Annotated in this window: 14 protein-coding genes and 1 pseudogene; 9 read left to right on the forward strand and 6 right to left on the reverse strand. The window is 44.3% G+C overall.

Features of this window, described 5'->3' with window-relative positions:
- Nucleotides 1-13: 13 nt before the first annotated feature.
- The 7 genes from V3V99_10980 (at nucleotide 14) to V3V99_11010 (ending at nucleotide 6,338) form a co-directional block, all read left to right on the forward strand.
- Nucleotides 14-514, forward strand: coding sequence for a nitroreductase family protein (locus tag V3V99_10980; protein MEE9443175.1), 501 nt, complete (start codon nucleotides 14-16; stop codon nucleotides 512-514).
- Between the two features lie 219 nt (nucleotides 515-733).
- Nucleotides 734-2,383, forward strand: a complete 1,650-nt coding sequence (locus V3V99_10985) for a SpoIIE family protein phosphatase (GenBank protein ID MEE9443176.1) — start codon at nucleotides 734-736, stop codon at nucleotides 2,381-2,383.
- Nucleotides 2,383-2,571, forward strand: coding sequence for a hypothetical protein (locus V3V99_10990; GenBank protein ID MEE9443177.1), 189 nt, complete (start codon nucleotides 2,383-2,385; stop codon nucleotides 2,569-2,571). Before V3V99_10985 ends, V3V99_10990 begins: the two co-directional genes overlap by 1 nt.
- The gene (locus V3V99_10995) at nucleotides 2,528-2,767 is read left to right on the forward strand and encodes a hypothetical protein (protein ID MEE9443178.1); all 240 of its coding nucleotides are present in this window, start codon (nucleotides 2,528-2,530) and stop codon (nucleotides 2,765-2,767) included. Before V3V99_10990 ends, V3V99_10995 begins: the two co-directional genes overlap by 44 nt.
- A 191-nt stretch (nucleotides 2,768-2,958) precedes the next feature.
- On the forward strand, nucleotides 2,959-3,657 hold the full coding sequence (locus V3V99_11000; protein MEE9443179.1) for a succinate dehydrogenase cytochrome b subunit: 699 nt from the start codon (nucleotides 2,959-2,961) through the stop codon (nucleotides 3,655-3,657).
- On the forward strand, nucleotides 3,654-5,567 hold the full coding sequence (locus tag V3V99_11005) for a fumarate reductase/succinate dehydrogenase flavoprotein subunit (GenBank protein MEE9443180.1): 1,914 nt from the start codon (nucleotides 3,654-3,656) through the stop codon (nucleotides 5,565-5,567). The genes V3V99_11000 and V3V99_11005 overlap by 4 nt, the downstream gene beginning before the upstream one ends.
- A gap of 9 nt (nucleotides 5,568-5,576) precedes the next feature.
- Nucleotides 5,577-6,338 carry a succinate dehydrogenase/fumarate reductase iron-sulfur subunit gene (locus tag V3V99_11010; protein MEE9443181.1) on the forward strand — a complete coding sequence of 254 codons (762 nt, stop codon included), beginning with the start codon at nucleotides 5,577-5,579 and terminating at the stop codon, nucleotides 6,336-6,338.
- A 448-nt stretch (nucleotides 6,339-6,786) separates the two neighbouring features.
- Here the strand turns inward: V3V99_11010 and V3V99_11015 are convergent.
- Nucleotides 6,787-7,053, reverse strand: a pseudogene (locus V3V99_11015) (transposase).
- A 464-nt stretch (nucleotides 7,054-7,517) separates the two neighbouring features.
- Between V3V99_11015 and V3V99_11020 the strand changes: the two are divergent.
- Entirely contained in the window at nucleotides 7,518-9,893 is a 2,376-nt protein-coding gene (locus V3V99_11020) for an ABC transporter permease (GenBank protein MEE9443182.1), read from the forward strand.
- 249 nt (nucleotides 9,894-10,142) lie between these two features.
- Here the strand turns inward: V3V99_11020 and V3V99_11025 are convergent, their stop codons facing one another.
- Both V3V99_11025 and V3V99_11030 read right to left on the reverse strand, forming a co-directional pair.
- Complete coding sequence (locus V3V99_11025) at nucleotides 10,143-12,299, reverse strand: Ig-like domain-containing protein (GenBank protein ID MEE9443183.1); 2,157 nt, start codon at nucleotides 12,297-12,299, stop codon at nucleotides 10,143-10,145.
- A 64-nt stretch (nucleotides 12,300-12,363) separates the two neighbouring features.
- Complete coding sequence (locus V3V99_11030) at nucleotides 12,364-12,492, reverse strand: hypothetical protein (protein ID MEE9443184.1); 129 nt, start codon at nucleotides 12,490-12,492, stop codon at nucleotides 12,364-12,366.
- Nucleotides 12,493-12,674: 182 nt separating this feature from the next.
- Here V3V99_11030 and V3V99_11035 point away from each other — a divergent pair, with 182 nt between their 5' ends.
- Complete coding sequence (locus V3V99_11035; GenBank protein ID MEE9443185.1) at nucleotides 12,675-13,310, forward strand: leucine zipper domain-containing protein; 636 nt, start codon at nucleotides 12,675-12,677, stop codon at nucleotides 13,308-13,310.
- Nucleotides 13,311-13,815: 505 nt separating this feature from the next.
- Here the strand turns inward: V3V99_11035 and V3V99_11040 are convergent.
- The 3 genes from V3V99_11040 to V3V99_11050 form a co-directional block, all read right to left on the reverse strand.
- On the reverse strand, nucleotides 13,816-13,989 hold the full coding sequence (locus V3V99_11040) for a hypothetical protein (GenBank protein ID MEE9443186.1): 174 nt from the start codon (nucleotides 13,987-13,989) through the stop codon (nucleotides 13,816-13,818).
- A gap of 154 nt (nucleotides 13,990-14,143) precedes the next feature.
- Nucleotides 14,144-16,039, reverse strand: coding sequence for a S9 family peptidase (locus V3V99_11045; GenBank protein ID MEE9443187.1), 1,896 nt, complete (start codon nucleotides 16,037-16,039; stop codon nucleotides 14,144-14,146).
- 148 nt (nucleotides 16,040-16,187) lie between these two features.
- Nucleotides 16,188-24,488: a PKD domain-containing protein gene (locus tag V3V99_11050; GenBank protein MEE9443188.1), complete on the reverse strand. Its 8,301-nt coding sequence runs from the start codon at nucleotides 24,486-24,488 to the stop codon at nucleotides 16,188-16,190.
- Between the last annotated feature and the right edge of the window lie 4 nt (nucleotides 24,489-24,492).

Here is a 24,492-nt window from a genome sequence, read left to right on the forward strand (position 1 = left end):
AATTATGGACGCAATCGAAGCGATTCTCAGGCGGCGGAGTATCCGCCAATATACTGGGGAAAAAATATCGGAGGAAATAATTGAAACCCTGCTGCGAGCCGCGATGAGTGCCCCTTCGGCCAATAATATCCAGCCTTGGCATTTTATAATAATCGACGACCGAAAAACTCTCGACGCCATCCCCAAATTCCATCCTTATTCAAAAATGCTGACGCAAGCCCCTCTCGCGATTTTAGTATGCGGCGACACAAAAGCGGTCATGAAACCCGAATATATCTATCTCGACTGTTCGGCGGCCACGCAAAATATTCTAATCGCCGCTCACACTTTGGGTCTGGGAGCAGTCTGGCTGGGGATTTATCCGAGAGAAGAACGTATTGAGGGAATAAAGAACTTAATGATGCTGCCGGAACATATCGAGCCGATTGCTCTTATTTCATTGGGTCACCCGGCCGAATCCAAAGAACCATCAAACCGATTTACAAAATCAAAAGTGAAATACAATCACTGGTAATCTTTGTGGATGCAAAACATATTTATAATAATCCCCCCCATAATACAACAAAGATAATAAAGATGTCCCAGGCAATTTTCCCCTTACACTCGAATTAATTCATTTTTGTTGCGTATAATATGAACTATTGCTTATTGTCAGAAAGGGATGCCGGTTATTTGCCAATTAACAGACCGAAACAAAATCAAGACTGGTAGATAGAAATAAAGAAATTTTTCTATGATTAGACTTATTGGCACCGATGAAAGTCGTTATTATTCCTGGGAGCTTACTCCCGGCGAATATGTTATCGGTCGTAAAGCCTCCTGCGATTTCACTATCCCGGATAATACCATTTCCCGTCAACATGCTCAAATAACTATTGAAGATGACGGTCGCTTAATATCAATCGAAGATTTAAACAGCCACAACGGCACATTTGTCAACGGTGAGCGCCTTAGTGAAAAAACGAATATCAAAATAGGCGATCGCATTCAATTTGGATGCACCGATTTTAAAATACAATCCGGTGATGACAACGATTTTGGCAAATCCGGATCCGAACCTCGCTTCTCGGGCACAGCCGATGCCGAGAATTCAGTGCTAATACCCATGTCCGAAGCGTTAAAACCTCTCCCCTCACAAATTACTGATTTACCTGAACTTTTGCCGACACTCTTTGACATGGCCAAAATGCTTGTTCTCCCGGAGCCTCGCGAAGTCATGCTTGAAAAATCATTGGAGCTAATAGGCAAAATTATCCCCAACGAGCGTTTGGCCGTGCTCCTGACTAAAAAAGATCATACTCAGGTATATACAGCCGCCTGTTGTTTATCGAGCGGCAAAGAACCCGGATTTTTCTCACTGTCACAGACTATCCTTAGTGAAATTTTAACCAACAAAAACGCCATTGTAATTGACGACGCTGGTGCCGATCCGCGGTTTTCAAGCAAAGAATCAATAATTAAATCCGATTTGAAATCGGCTATGGCAGTGCCCCTTTTTGATGAAGACGCCGTATTTGGAATCCTCTACGCCGATACGACTAATCCAATCAAACGATATAACGACGATTACCTGCGCCTTTTCGCAACTGTCGGAAATATTATCGCTTCCAAACTTTCCAATTACAATCTTCTCCATGAACGGCAGGAAAAACAAATATTTGAAGCGGAACTCTCGCGGGCATCATTGATTCAGGAGACATTAGTAACAAAGGAAATTCCCGAATTCCCGGGATACTCAATTCAGGCCGTGCAGGAACAATGCCGGGCCGTCGGAGGCGATTTATACGATTTTACTATATTACCCGACGGCCGTCTCCTGTTTCTCCTGGCCGATGTCAGCGGCAAAGGAATGGGCGCTGCCCTGTTAATGTCTAATATCCTGGCCTCTTTCAGGATTCTCTATGACGATACCGGATTCGATCTGACACGAGCGGTAAATCAAGTATCGCTTCAAATGTTCAATCATAGCATGGCCGATAATTTCGCCACTCTGTTTATCGGCTTGATAAATTCCCACACGCACGAATTGTGCTACTTAAACGCCGGACATAATCCGCCGCTGTTGGTAAAAGAAAATGGAAATCTTGAATTTCTTGAAGCTTCAGGAACTATGATTGGCGCCTTTGATTTTAGCTCCTGGACTGAAGACAAAGTTAATTTGAACCTAAATGATACTTTGATTGTTTTCACCGATGGTATTACCGAAGCCGGCTTTGACGATGAGGAATATTCTGATGAAAGGCTTGAAAAATTAGTTATCGAAAACAGAAATTCCCAACCCGACCAGTTATCGCGTATAATTATGAAGGACATAAATAATTTTATGGGGGATGCTCCCCGGTCGGATGATATAACTATGATTATTATCAAAAGGGGCGAATAATGCTTGAAACCGGTCAACAAATAGCGCATTTCAAAATTGTGAAGAAAATCGGCGCCGGCGGTATGGGTGAAGTCTATCTGGCCGAAGATACGAAATTAAAACGCCGCGTCGCCCTGAAAATCCTGTTGGCTGAATTTTTCGGGGATGATGAACGAAAAAGCCGTTTCCATCTTTTCCGAATACTTTGAAAATCCGGGAATGACATCATCGGGTAGAACCTATCTTAAAGTACTCTACCATCTCGCTATTGCCTATGAAGGTCTAAACGAAACTGAAAAAGCGAATGAAGTTTACCGCGAAATATTAAAATTCTGGGATAATACCGATATCCAAATCAAATATATTGAATATGCTCGAGAGTATCTGAGTCGGGAAGTTAGTTAAAAATTCAATATCTATTCGGTAAATTGAAATTTTCAATGGGGCGAGTCAATATTTCCCCTTTTTGACTTGCCAAATAAAGATTCCTCAGCCATATTGTCCGTTAATCTGGGCAGGGTACGGTTGAAATTGACCGTCTATATAGCCCTATAAATATTGAATTAACATAATTCTACCTGGAATGGAGTGGGTCAATGGCTTCCCTAACGGCAGTCTTTTTTTCCTCGATTGGAAAAAAATTCATCAACGCCGTTTCCGGTTTTTTCCTCGTAATATTTCTATGTATCCATCTTTTGGGCAACATTACACTTTTAACCGGAAACGCTGACGCGTTCAATGCCTACGCCCATTTTCTTATGGGCTTGGGTATATTAATCTATATCTCTGAGTTTGGGCTGGTGCTATTTTTCGCCCTGCATATCATCACCGCCACTTCGGTCTGGTGGGATCAGCAGGTGGCTCGACCGGTCGCTTACAAGAACTCTAAATCTGCCGGAGACACCAGCAAAAAAACATTATCGTCCAGTACCATGATATATACCGGGGCGATAATTCTGGTTTTTTCGATACTTCACCTGATAACCCTGAAATATGGTCCCGGTGTTGCCGAAGGTTATACAACCGATATCGACGGCGTGGTCATGCGCGATCTCTATCGCTTAACAGTAGATGTCTTCGCGCAGCCCTGGTACACCGCCTCGTACGTTCTGGCAATGATCCTGATGGGGTTTCATCTCAGGCACGGCGTCTGGAGCATGTTCCAATCGCTGGGTTTGAATCGCCCCAAATTTACATCATTCATGTTTAAGTTCGCGATCCTGGTCGCTTTCATTCTTGCCTTCGGATTTATCGTGATTCCGGTCGTACTTTATCTGAAAGGGGGTGCCTTATGAAATTAGATGCCAAAATTCCCGGCGGTCCCCTGGAAGCCAAATGGTCGTCATACCGCGGCCGGATAAAACTGGTTAATCCCGCCAATAAGCGTAAACATACCTTAATCGTCGTCGGAACCGGCCTCGCCGGTGGAGCCGCGGCGGCTTCCCTCGGAGAGTTGGGATACCAGGTTCTAAATTTCTGCATTCAGGACTCTCCCCGACGGGCTCACAGTATCGCCGCTCAAGGCGGAATCAACGCCGCCAAAAATTATCAAAACGATGGCGACAGCGTTTGGAGATTATTTTACGATACGATAAAAGGCGGCGATTTCCGAGGCCGTGAAGCCAATACATATCGGCTTGCCGAACTGTCCCTTAATATCATCGACCAATGCGTCGCTCAGGGCGTTCCTTTCGCCCGCGATTACGGCGGCCTCCTGGCCAACCGTTCTTTCGGCGGCGCGCAGGTCTCCCGTACCTTTTATGCCCGAGGCCAAACCGGACAGCAATTACTTCTCGGAGCTTACGGCTCTTTGATGCGGCAAGTTGACGCCGGAAATGTCAAAATGTTCCCGCGCCGCGAAATGCTTGATCTCGTCCTCGCTGATGGTAAAGCGCGCGGTATTACCTGTCGCAACCTTATTACCGGTGACATTGAATCTTACGCCGGAGACGCTGTCTTACTCTGTACCGGCGGCTATTCCCCGGTCTATTATCTTTCCACCAACGCCGTCAATTCCAACGGCTCAGCCATCTGGCGCTGTCACAAAAAGGGCGCCCTGTTTTCAAATCCTTGTTATACCCAGATCCATCCTACCTGTATTCCTCAGGAAGGTGACCATCAATCCAAACTAACCCTGATGAGTGAATCGTTGCGTAACGACGGACGGGTTTGGGTGCCGATGAAAGAAAGCGACGATCGTCGTCCCAATGATATCCCGGAAAATGAACGCGATTATTACCTGGAGAGAAAATACCCCAGCTTTGGTAATCTCGTTCCCCGTGATATCGCCTCCCGCAACGCCAAAGACGTTTGCGATGAAAACCGTGGAGTCGGCTCGACGAAAAAAGCGGTTTTCCTCGATTTCCGTGATGCCATCAAAAGACTGGGCAAAAACGTCATCGCCGAACGATACGGCAACCTCTTTGACATGTATCAGAACTTAACCGGCGATAATCCTTACGAGGCGCCCATGATGATTTATCCCGCTCCCCATTACACTATGGGCGGCCTTTGGGTCGATTATAATTTGATGAGCACTATTCCCGGCCTGCATGTTCTTGGCGAAGCCAACTTCTCCGATCATGGCGCCAACCGCCTGGGGGCATCGGCGCTGATGCAGGGCTTGGCCGACGGTTACTTCGTCATTCCATACACCATCGGCAATTACATCGCCGGAACCGATCTCCCGAAGGTTACTATCGATCATCAGGCCTTCAAGGATTCGGTTGGTGAAGTCAATAAGGAAGTTGATAAACTTCTCGCGATCAAAGGCAACAAAACTATTCGCGAACTGCACCGTGATTTGGGTGATGTCATGATCGATAAGGTCGGCATGTCGCGCGACGAAAAGGGCCTCAAACACGCTCTGGAGGTGATTCCCAAAATTGGCGAGGAATTCTGGAATAACGTCAACGTTCCCGGCAGCAGCGATGATCTCAATAAGAGTCTCGAAATGGCCGGACGCACGGCCGACTTCCTCGAACTTGGAGAACTCATGGCTCGCGATGCTCTCATGCGTAAGGAATCATGCGGCGGGCATTTCCGAGTTGAGTACAAGACCGAAGAAGGCGAAGCCCTCCGCGATGATAAGAAGTTCACATTTGTATCTGCCTGGGAATACAAAGGTCCCGGTCAGCCGCATGAAATGCATAAAGAAGAGCTGGAATTCGAGCGTGTTACGCCATCCCAGCGGAGCTATAAGTGAGGTGTTATCATGACTGAAAAAAAGAAAATAACGGTGCATCTCAAAGTCTGGCGGCAAAAACGAAATGAACCTAAAGGCCGTTTCTCCAAATACACGGTCAAGGATGTTTCGCCCGACAGCTCTTTTCTGGAGATGCTTGATATACTCAATGAGGATTTGACCAAAAACGGCGAAGAACCGGTCGAATTTGACAGCGATTGCCGCGAAGGTATCTGCGGAACCTGCGGGCAGGTTATTAATGGTGTCGCCCACGGACCGCAAACGGCAATTGCCACCTGTCAGCTTCATATGCGCAAATTCAAAGACGGCGAAACCATAACGGTCGAACCGTTCCGGGCTAAATCGTTTACTCAGATAAAAGACCTCGTTGTCGACCGGAGCGCCTTTGATCGCATCATCTCCAAAGGCGGCTATGTTTCGGCCAATGCCGGTTCGCCCCAGGATGCCAATGCCCTGCCAATCCCTAAAGACAAGGCAGAATTGGCGATGGATGCCGCCGCCTGCATCGGTTGCGGAGCCTGCGTCGCTTCCTGTCCCAATGCCTCGGCGTCGCTGTTTACCAGCGCCAAGATATCTCAGTTTGCCCTTTTGCCTCAGGGCCAGCCGGAAACGGTCATGCGCGTGCGGCAAATGGTGGCGCAAATGGACGGCGAAGGATTTGGCAATTGCAGTAATCATGGTGAATGCGAAGCGGTCTGCCCGAAAGAAATTTCAATCGGCAACATCGCTCGTATGCGTCGTGAATTCTTCAAAGCCGCCCTGGCCAGATAGTAAATCTATTATTAGTGTAGTGGCAGGCTCAACCGGGCTTGTCACTGCATTACAAATACCTAAATAGAGTTTAGGCGATTCCGCGAAAGTCTCAACATCTTTCACGCAATAATCAATTACAAATCGAAAATCCAGAGAGTTATCCACATATTTTGTCCCGATAATTCCTTGTAATCTTATATCTCCTTATTGATTACAACGAATTGGGTTCGTTTTGTCCTTTTTAAATATTGTGTTATAGTTCCAGATTTATTTCCCAAAGCCAAAACCCTGTTTATAGCTATTATTAAACAGATGCAACATGATTGCCGGAACATCTTCATAATTAATAGGAAATATTCGGAAATAGAGGACTATTAATAGGATTATTGTTAGCCCTCCAAGCGGGAACTCACCGTTCTCCCGTCTTGCAGAGGGGGAACAATGGGCCACCGGTCAACTGATCATTCTCCTGACGTAAACCGCCAACCTCATTGCTGTTTGCTTCACGGACGGTATCATCCTGAAGACGTCGCTTACCTGCTTCCAAAAAGTCCTTGCTCCAACGATAATAAAGATTCGGGACTATTCCTTCATGGCAACATAGTCCGGATATGCTGACTTTTCCCTTAAGTCCTTCCAACACAATGCGAATCTTCTCCTCGGTGGAATACTTACGCCTCGTCTTCCGCCTAATCTCACGAACAACTGATTCTGATGATACTTTCGGACTCATAAATAACTCCTTCTTTTGATAGTTAATTATACCAAAAGCATCTCTTAATTCTAACAATAAATCAGTACGATTGGTTTTGACGGGAAACAGTACATTATGGTGGCGCGTCAAGTGTGCGTTGGTGAACAGCTGATGTTCCAAAAGCGGACGGTTCTAAAATGGGTAACTTACTTAGCGGTATGTGTGACAATGTGTTATGGGATTGGCATATGATTTGCTTACACTTACGTGATGGATGAATTGCCTGAGCGAAAACGTATTGATTGAGGCTGATTCTGATGGGCATGGACAGGGAAATCATACCGCCAATATCTCCCGATGGGGAAAAGTTGTTTTACAATTCAGACGGAGAGTTGTATTGGATCTCTGTAGCAATTATTGAAGCGCTAAGGTCCAAAAACTAAAAATGAAGTGACTGAATCATGTCAAACACGACCAGACTTTCAATAAGTTGAGGATTACCAATGTTAAAAAATTATTTGAAAATCACCTTTAGGAAATTAATTCAGCAAAAAATGTATTCCATTATAACCATTTCGGGTTTGGCAGTTGGAATAGGTGTCTTTTTAATATTTTTTGCTTTTTACTCATGGAAAATGACCCCCGATTCCTTTCACAAAGATATTGATAAGATATACAATATCGTCCAGGTACTAAATTCAGGGAGTGGAGAACGGCATACAGCATATATTCCTTTTCCCTTAGCATCATCGCTAAAGGATGATATTGCGGAAATTGAGGATTTCACTCGGTTCTACGATCCGAGGAAACTAGTGGTCAACTATGAGAACAAGAGATTTTATGAGGATCAGGTTCTCTTTGTTGATCCCAATTTTCTATCATTTTTTACTTTCAATATTGTTGAGGGTAACACGGAGACTTTGTTTTCTAATCCCCAGTCTGTTGTGATAAGTGAGACTATTGCGGAAAAATATTTTGGTGATGAACCTGCTGTTGGAGAAGTATTAACTCTCAATAATGAAAAGGATCTTATTGTTACAGGAATATTCGAAGACCTGGAAAAGCAACAGTCAGCATCATCTTTGTATGGGAATATCATAGTTCCCATTAGTGTTGCACAAACCCTGTATGATTCACTTGATGATTGGGATATTAGTGCTTTAACCGGATTCATTCGACTGCAAAGTAACGCTGATCTGAAACAAGTTGAGAATAAGCTGGGATTATTACGTGCAAAATATTATGACAATTCCACCAACTCCCCACGGCTTATATATCTTTTCCCAACCAAAGGATTGGTAAACACGGCACCGCATATTGAAAGGTTTGCCAATTACTCTCCGACAACCGGAGCCACGATTATGCTGACTCTTGGATTCATACTCCTGTTGATTGGAATTTTCAATTATGTGAATCTATCTACAGCCCGTTATACTGAGCGCGTGAAAGAACTGGGAGTTCGTAAAGTTGTGGGAGCGGCTAGATCTCATCTGGTTAAACAATTCTTAGTGGAATCCGTGCTTACAGCTCTTATTGCATACCCTCTGATCATTATTATATACGATTTAGTTTATTCATTCTTAAGTTCATTAACTCCCCTCATGCCTCTGCTGTCATTTTGGGATAATGAGAGGTTAGTATTTGCATCCTTAGTAATAACACTTGGTTCGGGTTTAGTGGCAGGAATTTACCCGGCAATTTATCTTTCATCTTTTCGTCCGGTTCATATTTTCAAGGGTGGAATTAGTATGGGTAAAGGAAAGAGTAGAGTTAGAAAAGTACTTGTTACTCTTCAGTTCTCTATTTCGGTAATACTGGTTGTACTTGCATTAACCATGCAGAAGCAATCAGAGTTCATCGCCAGTGTTGATTTGGGCTATAGCAGACAGGGCATGATCGCAGTTACTCTGGAAGATAAAACAAATGATTCTTACCCAATAATAAAAGAAAGACTTAGGAATGTTCCGGGTGTTCTAAATGTTAGCGCAGCAAGGTCTACACCTGGAAATTGGCAAAGAAAAGAAAATGTGATTCCCGAAGGTATTGACCCTGATAATGCATTAAATGTTTATTTCTATGGGGTTCATTATGATTTTTTTGAAACCATGGAAATGCAAATTACAGCGGGAAGATCATTTCAAAACGATTATCAGGAAGATATTAGTGTAATCATTAATCAATTGTTCGCAGATCGTCTTGATTGGGAATCCCCGATTGGAAAAACTATAAAAATTGGTGAAGAAACATACAACATTGTAGGTGTTGTAAATGATTGTTTGTTCGACAACACATTTTGGCCTATGAAACCCACTGTTTTCTTCTTTGAAAAGGACAATCTGAACAATATGCTGATAAAAGCCGAAGATGAAAATAGGGCCGCAGCAATTATTGATTATGTTAGAACCCTCTGGGCCGAGCTTTCACCAAATGTCCCGTACAACCATGTTTATTTGGATGAGTATTTCATTCGTGTGAATGGTGATGCTTTTCTTTTACCAAAAATCCTGGGTATGCTTGGTCTGCTAGCTGTTTTATATTCGAGCTTAGGTCTGTTAGCTCTTTCTTCTTATGCTGTAAGACTTAGAAGGAAAGAAATTGGCATCCGCAAAGTTTTAGGTGCTTCCTCCCCTGTCATAATTACAATGCTTTCAAAGGACTTTTTGAAACTTGTTATGTTGGCAAATATTATTGCGTTGCCGATCGCCTATATAGCATCACGCAGATTTCTTGATTTTGCATTCTCAATTTATATCCCGGCTGAAGCCAGCATATTGGTATTTGCAACATTAATAACATTATTCATTGCGTTAATAACAACAGCTTCACAAACACTAAAAGCATCTCAGACTAATCCTGTAGAATCCTTGCGAACTGAATAGTGAGCAGATATGATGTACTGCAATACGGGATTTGTATTCGGCCGGGGCCGGATGCCTTCATGAGGCTATTCCCGCCCCCTGAGCAAAACTTAATCCATCATAATCATTTGATGAGGAAAATTCCTGCGGAACCCAGGACAAGTATGGCTGAATGTCCCATTCCAAATCCTCTGGCTGTCCACCAGGATCAAGTCGTATATTAAATCATAGAATTATCAATTCCCGACACGCTCTAATATTTAAATACCTTTATCGCATATGAGCGGGCTGTGCCGCATCAGTTTTATTTAAGATGTTCAGAACGCGTTTGGTTCTATTAACTCTATCAAAATCGCTTAGACCTAAGCTTGATTGACTGCCTGGTGATTTTTCTCTCAACCAATTGATTATATAGGTAAATGCCTCCTGCATATTCGTCTGTTCAAATGCCAGAGGAGTAAATAGAAAAGCCGACGACCTGAAGTATCCTTTATCCTGTCTTACAGCCGTTGCCATTCCATGAAACGGCGAGGTATCCCCATCCTTTGAAACGTTGGTATATATCGCTTCCGCTGATGAGCTAATCTCAGCCCCTCCAACTTCCGGTAATCCGTACATTAAATGCTCTGGGCTAAATATCCATCTTCCATATCGTGCATCTAATAAATCGAAATCTATTGTAACATCAGGTAATGAGGGTATTTGAGATTGCCCTCCAATACATTCTTCGAGAAATATTGGATTCATTATATTCTCCGGTGTGACGACACCCCAGAGCCATCCTTCAGATTTTACACTACTAACCCCAAAGTAATATTCAAACCATGGCGACATTTGAGATACTTGGCCCTCTTCCCCCTCCGGTAAATTACCCATATTTCTTGACATAAGTAGAACCGGTATTCCCGCTTCCAACGCCAGCATCGTTGGTTCAAGAAATTCTATTTTATCATAATCCTGTACCCCATACCCGTCATCACAGTATAGAATCAATGACTTATAAGATAACACCTTGGTCATAGAAGGTATTCTTGGAGTGACAATATCACGAATAGCAGGACTTTTAAAATGAGTATTAAAATAATAATCAGATGCGGTATCGAATTCATTAATTCCTGCTCCATGAATCAGACTGTTTAATCCAGCCTTAACTGTATCCAAACTCTTTGGGTGGTACCTCCCGTCGGTTATCATATACCCCGTTTCATCCAATACCGCGATTTCATTTTCATATTTGGGTTCAAAGACATAAATCGCGACTGCCATAGGAATCGTGTCAATCATGTGTTGATCGTCTCTTGCCCTGATCCAGAATATAAATCGGTATCCAAATGTAGTATCTGATTCAATCTCTGAAAATACATCATAGATAATCTCACTTGTATCTCTCACCCAAACATCAGTAGTATCAAATGCGAAGTTATCCCCCTTTGAGCGTTTAATCGGCTGATTTATACCATTTACGGGATCCTGTAATTCCGATAAATTTACTGTCGGGAATATATAATTGCCTTCCGTTACAGTATATATTGGAGGAGGAACATTAGTTTCATAAGGTCCATATAAACGCCATTCGAATTCCATATTGGGATTATTTGCTCCCCAATCAAGCGAATCGGAACCGAACCACATAAAATAGATACCAGGCAATTGTGATTCCGGTCCTGGAGAATTGATATATTTAATCCAACCATACAAAAATGTCTGCGGCGCGTGATTCTCATCAAGAATATAGACGAAAATCATTTCGGACCAGCCTTGGTTGCCGGAGCTATCAACGGCAACCGCCTGGATATTATGCCGACTGCCCGGCGTAACACCACCGGCATCCCAAAAGCTCTCCCATGGAGCGATTGAATCATTTGAGTTTATTACTCCATCAAGATAGAAGATTACTTCAGCCACCTCAAAATTATCCCAGGCGTCTGCCTTTATTGTCACTGAATCGGTAACCGAACCTTCATCATAAGGATAGGTAATAACCGCCGTTGGATTGACATTATCAATTTCGGCACAGGTAGTAAAACTCCAGGTGGGAGAACTGACCTCATGATCGTGATTGTCTTTGGCAACCACACCCCAGAAATAAGTGGTTAAATATTCCAGAGAATCCGGAGTATAATTCGTCGATGTAATATTGCTATCTATATGCGGCGGAATGCTATCCAAGCCTAAATATATATCACAGACCAGACTATCCCCGTCCGGATCAGTGCACGTCCATTTCAATTGCGGAATAAGCGATTGATCAATCGCGCCGTCAGCCGGAGATCCTCCGGATGAATCTATTTCAGGTATTACCGGAGGCCGATTTACAGGCGGAACACTTTCCGGATCAGCAGATTTACTGCACTGCAATAGATTGATTAATGCGAGTGCGGAAATTAACACAACATACTTTAAACTTGAATGAAAATACTTAGACATAATAGATAATCCCCAATTTATATTTTTCTAATCTTTTATAATATAGAGAATAATCTCTCCATTTTCAAGCATTATTTATCCAACCGGTGACCCGTCTTACGGCGTCAGCCGGTTGATTAGTTTCCACATGGAGCAGACGCAAATTCCCAACAAATTCCCCGCTATTTCTGATATCGTCTGCCTTTAGTGACATGAAAGATTTCTATAAAAGTAACAATTGCCGGGTAGCAGCGCGATTTCCGCGCCCGCGCGGATATATTAACTATATTTTTTTGCGGGCGTGGAAACTGTAAAGTATCAGGAGATGTTTAACAGTTTGTATCATGACATGCGTTACAGATTTGGTTATTCTCTTTTCTATAAGGAGGAGAGAAGATGCCTTGGAGAACGACAAGTGTTATGGATGAGCGGATCAAATTCGTGATTGAAGCATCTAAAGATGAATCTACGATGAGCCAATTGTGCCGTGATTTTGGAATCAGCCGTCCGACTGGTTATCGTTGGTTGTCTCGATATCGAGAATTCGGTAGCGTTTTATCTTTGTTTGATCGTTCCCGTCGTCCTCATCATAGTCCGACTCGTACCAGTCAGAAGATTGAGGGCCACGTTTTGGTATTGCGTCGGTGGTATGGTTGGGGTGCGAGGAAGTTGCGGGAGTTGTTATTGCGTGAGGGAATCGAAGTTAAGGTTTCCACCATCAACCGGATATTGAAACGTAACGGTTTAATTGAGCAGAAGAAGCGCTGTTATTCGGCCACCGGTCGATTTGAGCGATCCAATCCGAACGAGTTATGGCAGATGGATTTCAAGGGTGAATTCACGATGTCTCAGGGTAAATGTTTTCCCTTAACGCTGGTTGACGATCATAGTCGTTTTGCTCTTGGGGTCTTTGCTCTGCCCAGCATTCATGGCGACGGGTGTGCAACGCTCGTTGCAGCGTTCATTTGGCTCCTATGGTCTCCCAGAGGCGATACTTATGGACCACGGTTCTCCTTGGTGGAGTACGACTAATGCCTACGGATTGACGACTTTGTCGGTTTGGCTGATTAAACATGGGATTCGCCTTCTGATGAGCGGTCTTCGGCATCCCCAGACGCAGGGCAAGGTTGAGCGCTTTCACCGGACGCTCAAGGATGATGTTTTGCACCATGGACGTCCCGAGACACTTACCGGCTGGCAATCTGCTTTTGATCGATTCCGTAACCGGTATAATCATATCCGACCGCATGAGAGTCTGGATATGGCCGTGCCGGCTGATCGATATATGGCTAGTTCTCGTCGTTATCAACCACGCCCTCCCGAGTGGCATTACCCCGAGGGAGCGAACTTGAAAAAATTGAGTTCACATGGTTGCCTGCCTTATGGCGGACGCTATTACTTTGTCTGTGAGGCTTTGAAATGTGAGTGGGTGCGTAAGAAACTCTGCCCGGTCGGCTCCTTATAAGCTACCGCCATATGTATATCAGGGAAATTAACCTTGACACAAAGACAACTAAACCATTGGTTACACCTGTGTCTAAAATGACACACCTGTAAAGGATGTCATGATACAATGTGTAACACATGTCATGGTACCGTACATCGCGACGAGCGCTACGGGAAAATAGATTTTTACCAATTCCTCACTGGCAACCATTTCTGTGCGGGATGTGAAAAATACCTGGTTGGGGTGATCAGGTGTTTTGATCATTTAAAATCCTTCAATGTCAATGGTACATACTTATTATTGATAATAATTCGATGAGTAATTTCCATCCACTAAAACCTTTTGGCACTGCCTCTGGACATCCGTCATGCACAAAAATATTAATTTAGGTTCAGCCTATCAATCCGGGCTCTCATAATTATTGTAAATTCTTCAAATTCTTATCAAGAAAACCTAAGATCGCTTCCCAGCCTTCTATATTATTGGCTCTTTTGGAAAAGCCGTGCCCCTCATCTTCAAATACTATGTATTCCACCAAAACTCCATTTTTCTTTACTGCTTCAACAATTTCGTCAGATTCAACCTGAAGAACTCGCGGGTCATTGGCGCCCTGTAAAATAATGAGTGGTTTCTTTATTTTTTCGGCATGAAAGAGCGGCGATATACTGCGGAGATAATCTTCTTGGGTTTCCGGATTTCCAAGTTCTTTATATAATGCCTCCTTAAAATCTTCCCACCATGCGGGAATACTTTTAAGAGTCCTTACCCAATTGGAGACGCCAAAGATATCCACCCCGACATCAAATTCATCTGGCCTGAACGCCATGGCGGCCAGGACCATATACCCGCCATAACTGCCGCCGAGAATTCCAACCCGGCTGGTATCGACGAATCCGGTTGAGGCAAAATATTCTTTGGCCATGACACAATCATCTAAATCTCCTTTGCCATGATTCAAATCGTCGAGCTTATAAAATGTTTTGCCATATCCTCTGCTTCCGCGATTATTTATGGCCAAAACGACATAACCATGATTTACCAAATATTGCGTTGTCGAATTATATCCGACCCGGGATTGTCCGCCCGGACCACCGTGGACCCAAACCAACGCCGGGGCCATTTCGCCAGGTTTGAGATGGGGCTTATATAATATTCCCGGTATTTCCAAACCATCAAATGATTTAAACCTGACCACCTCCGCATCGACGAGGTCCTGGGGGTCAATTTCAGGATTCATAGAATTTGTCAGGCGATTATACTCTCCTGTTTCAAGATTATATATATAAAGATCACTCGGGGACCGGGAACCACTCATATAAAAAGTCATGTACTTCTCGCTTCTCGAAAATCCCACGGATGTTATATCGGCATCCGGTAAATCCGGCGGATTAATAAGTTCCCCTGTTTCTGTATTGAGTATTTCTATTTCTGTTTTGGCATCATTGTTAACTCCGATAACTCTGTATTTGCCTTTATAAGAAAAATAGGAATACATAATATCCCAATCCGCAGTTTTTACAGCATCGGAAATCCCGCTTGAAATATCATATCTCGCCAAATACTTAAATTCGCTATTTTCGTCTGTTAGATAATAGAGATATTTCGAATCGACGCTAAATCCTCTCGGAGCAAAATCTATTTCACCCTCATGCGGAGTAATATGTTTCATCTCACCGGCTATATTATCATAAAGATATATATCCGCATCATGCATCGTCCTGGATTTGGAAAATACAATATATCGCTTATCATTGGAAATATCGCCAAATGTATAACCCCGGTCATTCTGATAAATCATTTGACTCGTCATTGTTCCCAGTTCCATCTCATAGATATCCATAAACCGGGGGTCGCGCCGATTGCATTCATAAAAGAATGATTTCAAATCATGGCTCCAACCCGCAAAAGTAGCCCGCGCTTCCGGCTCATCAATCAAATCAATGACGCTGCCATCTTCGTTTCGTACGTATAGATGGTAAACTTCATTTCCACCCTGATCGCTGTCAAAGATTATACGATTATCAAAGGGAAAAAATGAAACCGCGTATATCGAGTTTGAATCCGAATGTGTGAGGGCTTGAGCATCGCCTCCTGTCATGGGGACAGTATAAGCATTATAGACTCCGGATATATTACTGGTAAAGAGTATTTTTGTTTCATCATGCGACAATGATGCGCCAAATAGTGAAGTAGTATTGAGAAATTGCTCAATCGTATATTTCTTAACCTCATGATAATTATTCTGACTACATCCTGACGCTAAAAACGCGCAAATCACAGCCACGCAAACCATAGAATTTTTAAGATATTTCATAAATACCCCTTTTGAGAAAATAAGGATAACTGAAAAATAAGAAAGAGAGATTGGTGAAATAAATCAATATATTTTTGGCGTGGCGTGTATAAAAAAAACTCCCCTCATGGCAATCCATGAGGGGAGTAAAGATAGTATATCTAATTATCTATTTGAAGCGGACTTCGTTGGAAGTCTGAATAACTGGTTGATTATTCGAAGTTTTCATTTCAATAGAAGCCGCGCCGCCGCCGGATGGGGTAGCGCCTTCTATCGCGCGAATCCGATAACGGAATTCCAACTTCTGTGACGGATCAATTCGGTCTATTGAAATTAGCAGCTTCTGACCTTCGACTGTAACCGAAACATTGTTTCCGTTCAGAGTTGCGCTGTTGTCTAAATACTCCGCGCCGTCGGGAATGATATCGGTTAGGATCGTATTTTCGGCCGCAATCGCGCCGGTGTTCTCAATTGTTAAAATGACTTCCCAGGTATCATCGAGACCGGTTTCTAACACCGCTTGAGATGCTTCAAAAACGGTATCAAATGTAATCGGATTTAAGGTCATGGAAGTCGTCTTTTCCCAGCCGCCGGCGGGGATAGCGCTCGGAGCCATGAAGCCTCCAATTCTGGTTTTGATAATTACTTCCGTGCGCCGGTTGGGCTGCAGCAATTCGGAAGTATGCACGTTTTCGATAATTGGACGAGTGGCCGCGAAGCTCTCGAAAGAAAGTCGGTCGCGATCAACATTACGATTTACCGCCAGCCAATCCACTACCGCTTTAGCGCGGGCCTCACCCAATTCCCAGTTGGACGGGAATTCGGGCGTGTTGATCTTGCGGTAATCGCAGTGACCCTCGACTTTGATATCGGCATCAGCGTATTTCATTATCGAGTCGGCTGCAGCTTCGAGCTGAGGAATAGCCGGTTCCAGTAAATCCGCTTTACTGGTGATAAACAGCGCCGGGGTCAAAGTAATCTGGACATCCTGAGGCGGAGCCAACAGGAATGGTCCGACGGCAACTTCGACCGGTTCGGATGTTACGGTTTCTACAGCTTGTCCGGTTTTTTCAATATCGCCTTCAAGGAAGACCTTGTTCGTCAAGAACTGGCGCATACCGGGCTCTAAATCTCTAAGAGAATAGAGGATCGATTTTTGCATCCGTTCCTGAGCCGCGGTCACTTCATAGATCAACTGGTTGCCGTCTTCCTGAGGTATCAGCTCCTGCGATTCATTCAGTATCAAATTCATACTCTCGGGGAATGAATCGACGACGCGGACCCTGGTAGGATCAGCCAGACCGTTCGATTTTATATCGATTTCATAATCTATCAGAACGCCAAGGTTATCGACAATTTGCTCCGGATTCAAACTTGCCTTTTTGGTTAACTTAATCGTAGGAACAATCGAAGCCTTCTTCTCGATATTGAGACGCGCGTATTCCGGACAGATTCTGAATAGTATATATGATTCACCGGTTTCATGCACATGAGCGAAGACCGAAGCCTGAGCGTCGTCCGGTATATAGTAACCATCCAAATCTCGCTCATCGAGCATGACAACTCTCTCGCCCGGTCGAACGGTACTGAAATAGAACATTCCTTTTTCGTTAGCCTGCGATTGAGAGCCGTCATCCAGATAAATATCAATCGGGGATGGGATCGAATCCATATCGGCTACGCCGTCTCCATCGCAATCGACAATAACTCGACCGCGAATTGATCCGGAGAGGCTATGGCTGAGGATATAAACCCTGGCAACGGCACGATTGGAAGCGGTTGGAACACCGGCTTGCATTGCCTGAGCTCGAGCGACGTTTTCATGCATACCCGGTTGTGCTGAGGCGCTTACCAAACTTGTATATTCAAGTGTTATGGTTTCGCTGGCCTGCAAATCTCCCAGAGCCCAGATATAAGGATTGTCGCCGGTAGGATCACCTGAACCGGAACCATTAAGTAGAGATGTTCCACCGATATAGAAGATTCCATTAGGCATGGTATCGGTCAGTTGAACATCGGTAAATAGCTGATCAGTGAAATTCTGGACTTGAATCGTGAAACGCATCAGATCGCCGATCATGCCGCTTGGAGTACTTGTAGTTTTGGTGATGACAATCGGAACCGTACTGACAGCGGTAATGACTTCGTTACTCTGATCGCTGCCCAGCGAACTCTGAACGAGAGCCGTATTCGGGATTTTTATATTTTCAGTGATACCCGAGTTAACAGTCACCTGGAACGATACCATTCTCGATTCGAATGGATTTAATGTACCCAGTTGCCATTCGAGGCTATCGGTAGCAGAAGTGTAGACACCGCCGCTGCTGATTGAGCCGTTAACGTAAGTCGTCGAATCCGGAATGGCGTCAAAGATAGTGACATTATTAGCGGCATCGCGGTCATTGGCGACTGTAATGGTATAAGTCAGAACATCTCCCCGTGATGCTAACGTCGCGCTGACAGCTTTGAAGATACCCAGTTCACCGCCGGTAGGTTGGTCAACTTCGGTTTCGACAATATTACTGTAATAAACCTGAGCGCTGGCGCTCTTGGATTCGGTTCCGATATAAGCTATCGCCTGGTTATAAACCATGGTTGGGAAAGTCGTAAACGGTCCATCAAGATTAACCATAAACGATACTGTCTCTTCGGCGCCGGGGCTTACGACCGGTATATACCAGGAGACCATGTCCAGATTTGGATCATAGATACCATTTCCGGAAATACTGTTTATAAGACATCCGGTTGAATCCGGAATAGTATCAGTCACCAAGACATTACTGGCAGGTTCCTGAGAGTTGTTGCGAATCGTCACCGTATAGAGGAGATCATCACCCATACGGGCAAAGCCTTTATCAACAGACTTAGTGACAGAAATTGAAGGAGTCACGATTATTTCGCCGTGGGTCGTATCGGCACCGCATTCGTTATTCACGATAAGCGATACATTATAAGTACCATCGGCGGTATATATATGGCTCGGATTTTGGAGTATCGATACGTTGTCGCCGCTGGTCGGATCGCCAAAGTTCCATTCCCAGGAATAAATAGCCAGACCACTTGTGGACTTATCGGTAAAATTGACCAGTAATGGCGCCGTCCCTTGAGTTGGTGTGGCATCAAAAGCGGCGTTGGGACCGCCGTGAATCGTGATGAAATTAGTTTTTGCGACAATAATCGAATCTTCATCATTGACAGCCGTCATGGTAACGGTATAAGTTCCGTCCAACCGGTATCTATGCTGAACAATCCGCCCCGATGCGGTATTCTGGCCGCCGCTGGCCGGATCGCCGAAATTCCACAACCAAGCGACAATATTACAATCGCCGGTTGCGTCGCCATTGAAATAGACAGTCGTTTCGACGCATCCTTCAGTCGGCTCGGCGAAGAAATCAACGGCGCAGGTATCGATCACATTGATGTATTCTATCTTCGTTTCATTATCATCACCGCAATCATCGGTTACAGTCAGGGATACGGTATAGGTTCCCGGAGCGGTATATATATGCGTCGGGGTTTGATCGCCTGACGTACCGCCATCACCGAAATTCCAGTCCCAGGAATTAATAACCAAATCACTGGTTGAAAGATCAGTGAAATCGACCGTCATGGGTGAGTTGCCCGAAATCGGCGTGGCGCTGAAATCGGCCGTTGGTCCGGCAATGACCGTGACATAATTCACTTTGGTCTCGGTATCATCACCACAGGAGTTGTAAGCCGTCAGGCTGATTGTATAAACACCGGCCGCGGAATAAGTATGCATTGGATTCAGATCCTGCGAGGTCGTACCGTCTCCGAAATTCCATAAATATGAATCGGCATTCTGGGATGCATTGTAGAAATATACAGTCTCGCCGAGGCATCCTTCGGTCACTTCAGTATTGAAATCTGCAATAGGTCCAGGCGTGACGGTAATAAATTCTTCTTTAGTTTCAATATCATCACCGCAGGCATTGGTCACTGTCAGAGTAACCGTATATACTCCTCCGGCCGTATAAGAATGCGAGGGATATTGATCGGTTGAAGTGGCGCCATCACCGAAGTTCCAGGACCAGATCGTCGCGTACTGAGACATATCGATAAAGTAAACTTCCGCGCCAGTACAAACATCTCGGATTTCAGTATCGAAATCGGCCACAGGGTCGGACCATATAGTTATGTATTCGATTTTAGTTTCAGTTCTCGAACCGCAATCATTGGAAACCGTCAAAGCCACAGTATATGTGCCCGGTGTCGTATAGGTATGAGTCGGGTTTTGAGCGATTGAAGTCCCACCGTCGCCAAAATTCCACGACCATGTATCAGCCCTGGTCGATAAATCTGTAAATGAAATCGATGTATTGACACAGGTTTCGGTCTTATCTGATGTGAATTCAGCCAATGGTCCTTCGCCAACGGTAATATATGCTATTTTCGTTTCCGTATCTTCTCCACAGGCATTGGTAACCGTCAGGGACACGGTATAAACTCCCGGACTGGTATAAGTATGCTGTGGATTTGGATTCTGGCCGGATGATGTTCCACCGTCGCCGAAATCCCAGTACCAGGTGTCGGCGTTGGTCGAGCGGTCCATGAAGTAAACATCATCAAGAGTGCATACGTTATTGACTTCAACAGTAAAATCGGCCACCGGAGCGGGAGATACGGTTATGAATTCTTCTTTGATTTCAGTATCATCGCCGCATTCATTGGTGACCAATAATGAGACGTTGTAAGTTCCGGCTATAGAATAGGAATGAGTCGGGTTTTGATCGTTGGAAGTTGTCCCATCACCAAAATTCCAACTCCAGGAATCGGCATCGGTTGACATATCTGTAAAGGTTACTGTGGCACCGGTACAAACCTGATTCTTATCAGATGTGAAGTCAGCTATCGGTATTGGATAAATAGTGATGTATTCAACTTTTTCCATGAAATCTGTACCGCATTCATTGGAAACTGTCAATTTGACAGTATAAGTTCCAGCTACCGTATAAGTGTGTTGAGCGTCATATTGGTTTGACTGTGTACCGTCACCAAAATCCCAGGTTACTGACTTGGCATTTTGTGATACGTTTGTGAAATCAATTGTTTCACCAACGCAATATTCAATCGTTGAAGTACTGAAATCGGCATATGGCGGGGCTGTGACAGTGATGAACTCAGTTTTATATTCACTATCATCGCCACAATAATTGGATACCGTCAATCCGACATCGTATTTGCCCGGAGTCGCGTAAGTATGAACCGGATTCTGAACATTTGAATAATTCCCATCACCGAAATCCCAGTACCAGTCGTCAGCATTAGTTGACTGATCGATAAACGAGACTGGTTCATTCACACACACAGTCGTAATATCTGCAGTAAAGTCTGCGTGAGGCATCGGATGCACACGAATATATTCAACTTTTGTTTCAGTATCATCAGCGCAAGGATTTGATGCGGTTAGAGTAACCGTATATACCCCGGCAGTATTATAATAATGATCTGGCGATTCATCGGATGAAGTCGATCCATCACCGAAATCCCAGTGATAGTCCGTGGCATATGACGAGAGATTTGAGAAATGAACGATTAAACCAACGCAACCTTCACTATAATCGGCTTCGAATTCGGCTTCCGGGAGAGGATCGACATCGATGTAATACATTTTATTTTCGTAATTCGTACCACAATCGTTGGTTACAACCAATGTTACATCATATTCCCCTTGATGATGATAAGTATGCGTTGGATTCTGCAGGGGTGAAGTAGTTCCATCTCCAAAATCCCATTCCCAGGATGTAGCATATTGAGACAAATCTGTGAAAGATACTGTTTCACCTTCACAGATATAATTCTTATCGGATGTAAAATCAGGTATGGGCTTTGGATGAACGGTTATTATATCAATTTTGGTTTCGTGATCATCACCGCACATATTACCGACGTTGAGAGTGACCGTGTAAGTTCCCGGTTTATCATAAGTATGAGTCGCGTCATATGTATTGTCAGAATTTCCATCTCCAAAATCCCAATGTTGTCCGTCAATATGTGTCGATAGGTTGGTGAACTCAACCGTCAGGGGTTCACAGCCTTCGCCGGGATCGTATGAAAATTCCGCAACCGGCAGATGCGCAATATAGATATAATCTACTTTGGTTTCCTTAGAATCACCGCATTCATTAGAGGCTGTCAACGATACGGTATAATAACCCTCAGTGGTATATCTGTGAGTCGGGCTGTATTCGGTTGAAGTCGTTCCGTCGCCGAAATCCCACAAATAGCTATTAGAATACTGAGAATTATTGTTAAATTTAATGTCCGTATTAGCACATGCCTGCTCTTTGTCGGCGGTGAATAATGCCCATGGTCTCCATATGACATGAATAATATTTTCAAGATATTCGTCATCGCTGCCGCAGTCATTTGTTGCTGTCAATCTTACCGAGAAGTCACCCTCTTGTGTATAAGTATGAACCGGGTTTTGCTCGGTTGAGGTATTGCCGTCGCCGAAATCCCAGAGCCAGGATGTGGCGCTGGCTGACTGATCGTAGAAATTTACAGTCATCGGAGCGCAATTGCCACTGGCTTCAATAGTGAAACCGGCTACTGGAATATCGTGGACGATGACATACTCTTGCCTGTAATCGGTATCCTCACCGCAGGCGTTTCTAACGGTCAACCGGACATCGAAATATCCAAAATGATCATAGCGATGTATTGGATTTTGCTCGTTTGATGTTCCACCGTCTCCAAAATCCCATTCCCACGATGTTGCATCAGTAGACATATCTGTAAAGTGAACATCTTCGTGTGCACAAATTTCAGTATCGCTTGCCCGGAAATTGGCCACTGGGGCCTGGCCAACCGTAATATAATTGTCGCGGTATTCACTATCGGATCCGCAATCATTTTCCACTCTGAGAGATACATCAAAATCTCCTACAGAGGTATAGGTATGACTCGGATTTTGGTCAGTGGAGGTAGTGCCATCACCGAAATCCCAGTACCATGAATCGGCGTTGGACGATAAATCGGTAAAATTAACCGTTTCCCCGGCGCATATGTCAGTTTCGTCGGCTGTAAAATCAGGTGTCGGGAGAGCATAAATTATGATATACGCTTCTTTTATTTCTGTATCTTCACCGCACTCGTTGGCTACCGTCAGAGTTACTGTATAGGTTCCGGTTGCGCCATAAGAATGCATCGGGTGTTGATCGGTTGAAGTATGGCCATCTCCAAACTCCCAGTACCAGGAATTTGCGTCGGTTGAAAGATCGATAAACGAAATTGGATACCCGATACAACCTTCGACATTATCTGCCGAGAAATCAGCGATCGGAGCTTTCCCAATCAAAATATCGACTTCACGCTGTTCAGTATCTTCGCCGCATTCATTTGTTACGGTCAATGAAACCATATAAGTTCCTGATGCGGAATAGACATAAGTCGGGTGTTGTTCGATTGACGTATTACCGTCTCCGAAATCCCAGAACCAGCTTGAAGCGTTGATTGATCTATCTGTAAATATAACCGTGCCGTCGGAACATCCTTCGGATACATCATAGATAAAATCAGCAATCGGTCCGGGATGTATAGTGATATATTCGAGTTTCGTCTCGGTATCCCGGCCGCATAGGTTAGTCACTGTAAGGGAAACTGCATATGTTCCGGCAATCGTATAAGTATGTGTCGGATTTTGATCGGTTGACGTCGCGCCATCACCAAAATCCCATTCCCATGTATCGGCGTACATAGATTGGTCGGTAAACGAAATCGTCGCACCCTCGCATCCTTCAGTAATGTCCGATGTAAAATCCGCTATCGGTTCGGTATCGGCAGTAATGATAACTTCGCGAATCTTATAATCTATACCGCATGAATTCATGACTTTCAGTGTTACGATATAGGTTCCTGCCGCCGCATAGGTATGGGTCGGATTCTGGTCATTAGATTCGGTACCATCGCCAAAATCCCAACGCCAATATATTGAGTAGGATGATTTGTCGGTAAAATCCACCGTAGCGGGAAGGCAACCCGGCCGAATACTAAAATCAAAATCAGCCGTCGGCATTGTTCTGATTATGACATAATTAGTATATGTGTTAGTCGATTTACCACCGCATCCGGTAACCGTTAAAGATACGGTATAAAATCCGGGTGAATCATAAAAGTGAGTCGGATATTCCTCATCGGAAGTATTACCGTCACCGAAATCCCACTCCCATGTATCGATATACCCATATGAATAATCAACGAAATTTACAGTTAATGTATCACAACCACTCCGAGGACAGGCGCAAAAATGTGCCTGCGGAGGAGGACACAAACTATCATGCAAATCAGCCGGCTTGGTATGTATTTCGTTTATTGCGGGACCACCACAAATCAATTCGCAATCATTGCCCGCCGTTGCCGGCAGAGTCCCAAAACTCAGTAAAATCATTGTCAGCAGGAACGCTAACGCTACGTGCCTGCCACTGCTCATATAATCTTTGATAATCATAACG

The sequence above is a fragment of the Candidatus Zixiibacteriota bacterium genome (assembly GCA_036480375.1).
In the GTDB taxonomy this organism is placed as follows: domain Bacteria; phylum Zixibacteria; class MSB-5A5; order GN15; family JAAZOE01; genus JAZGGI01.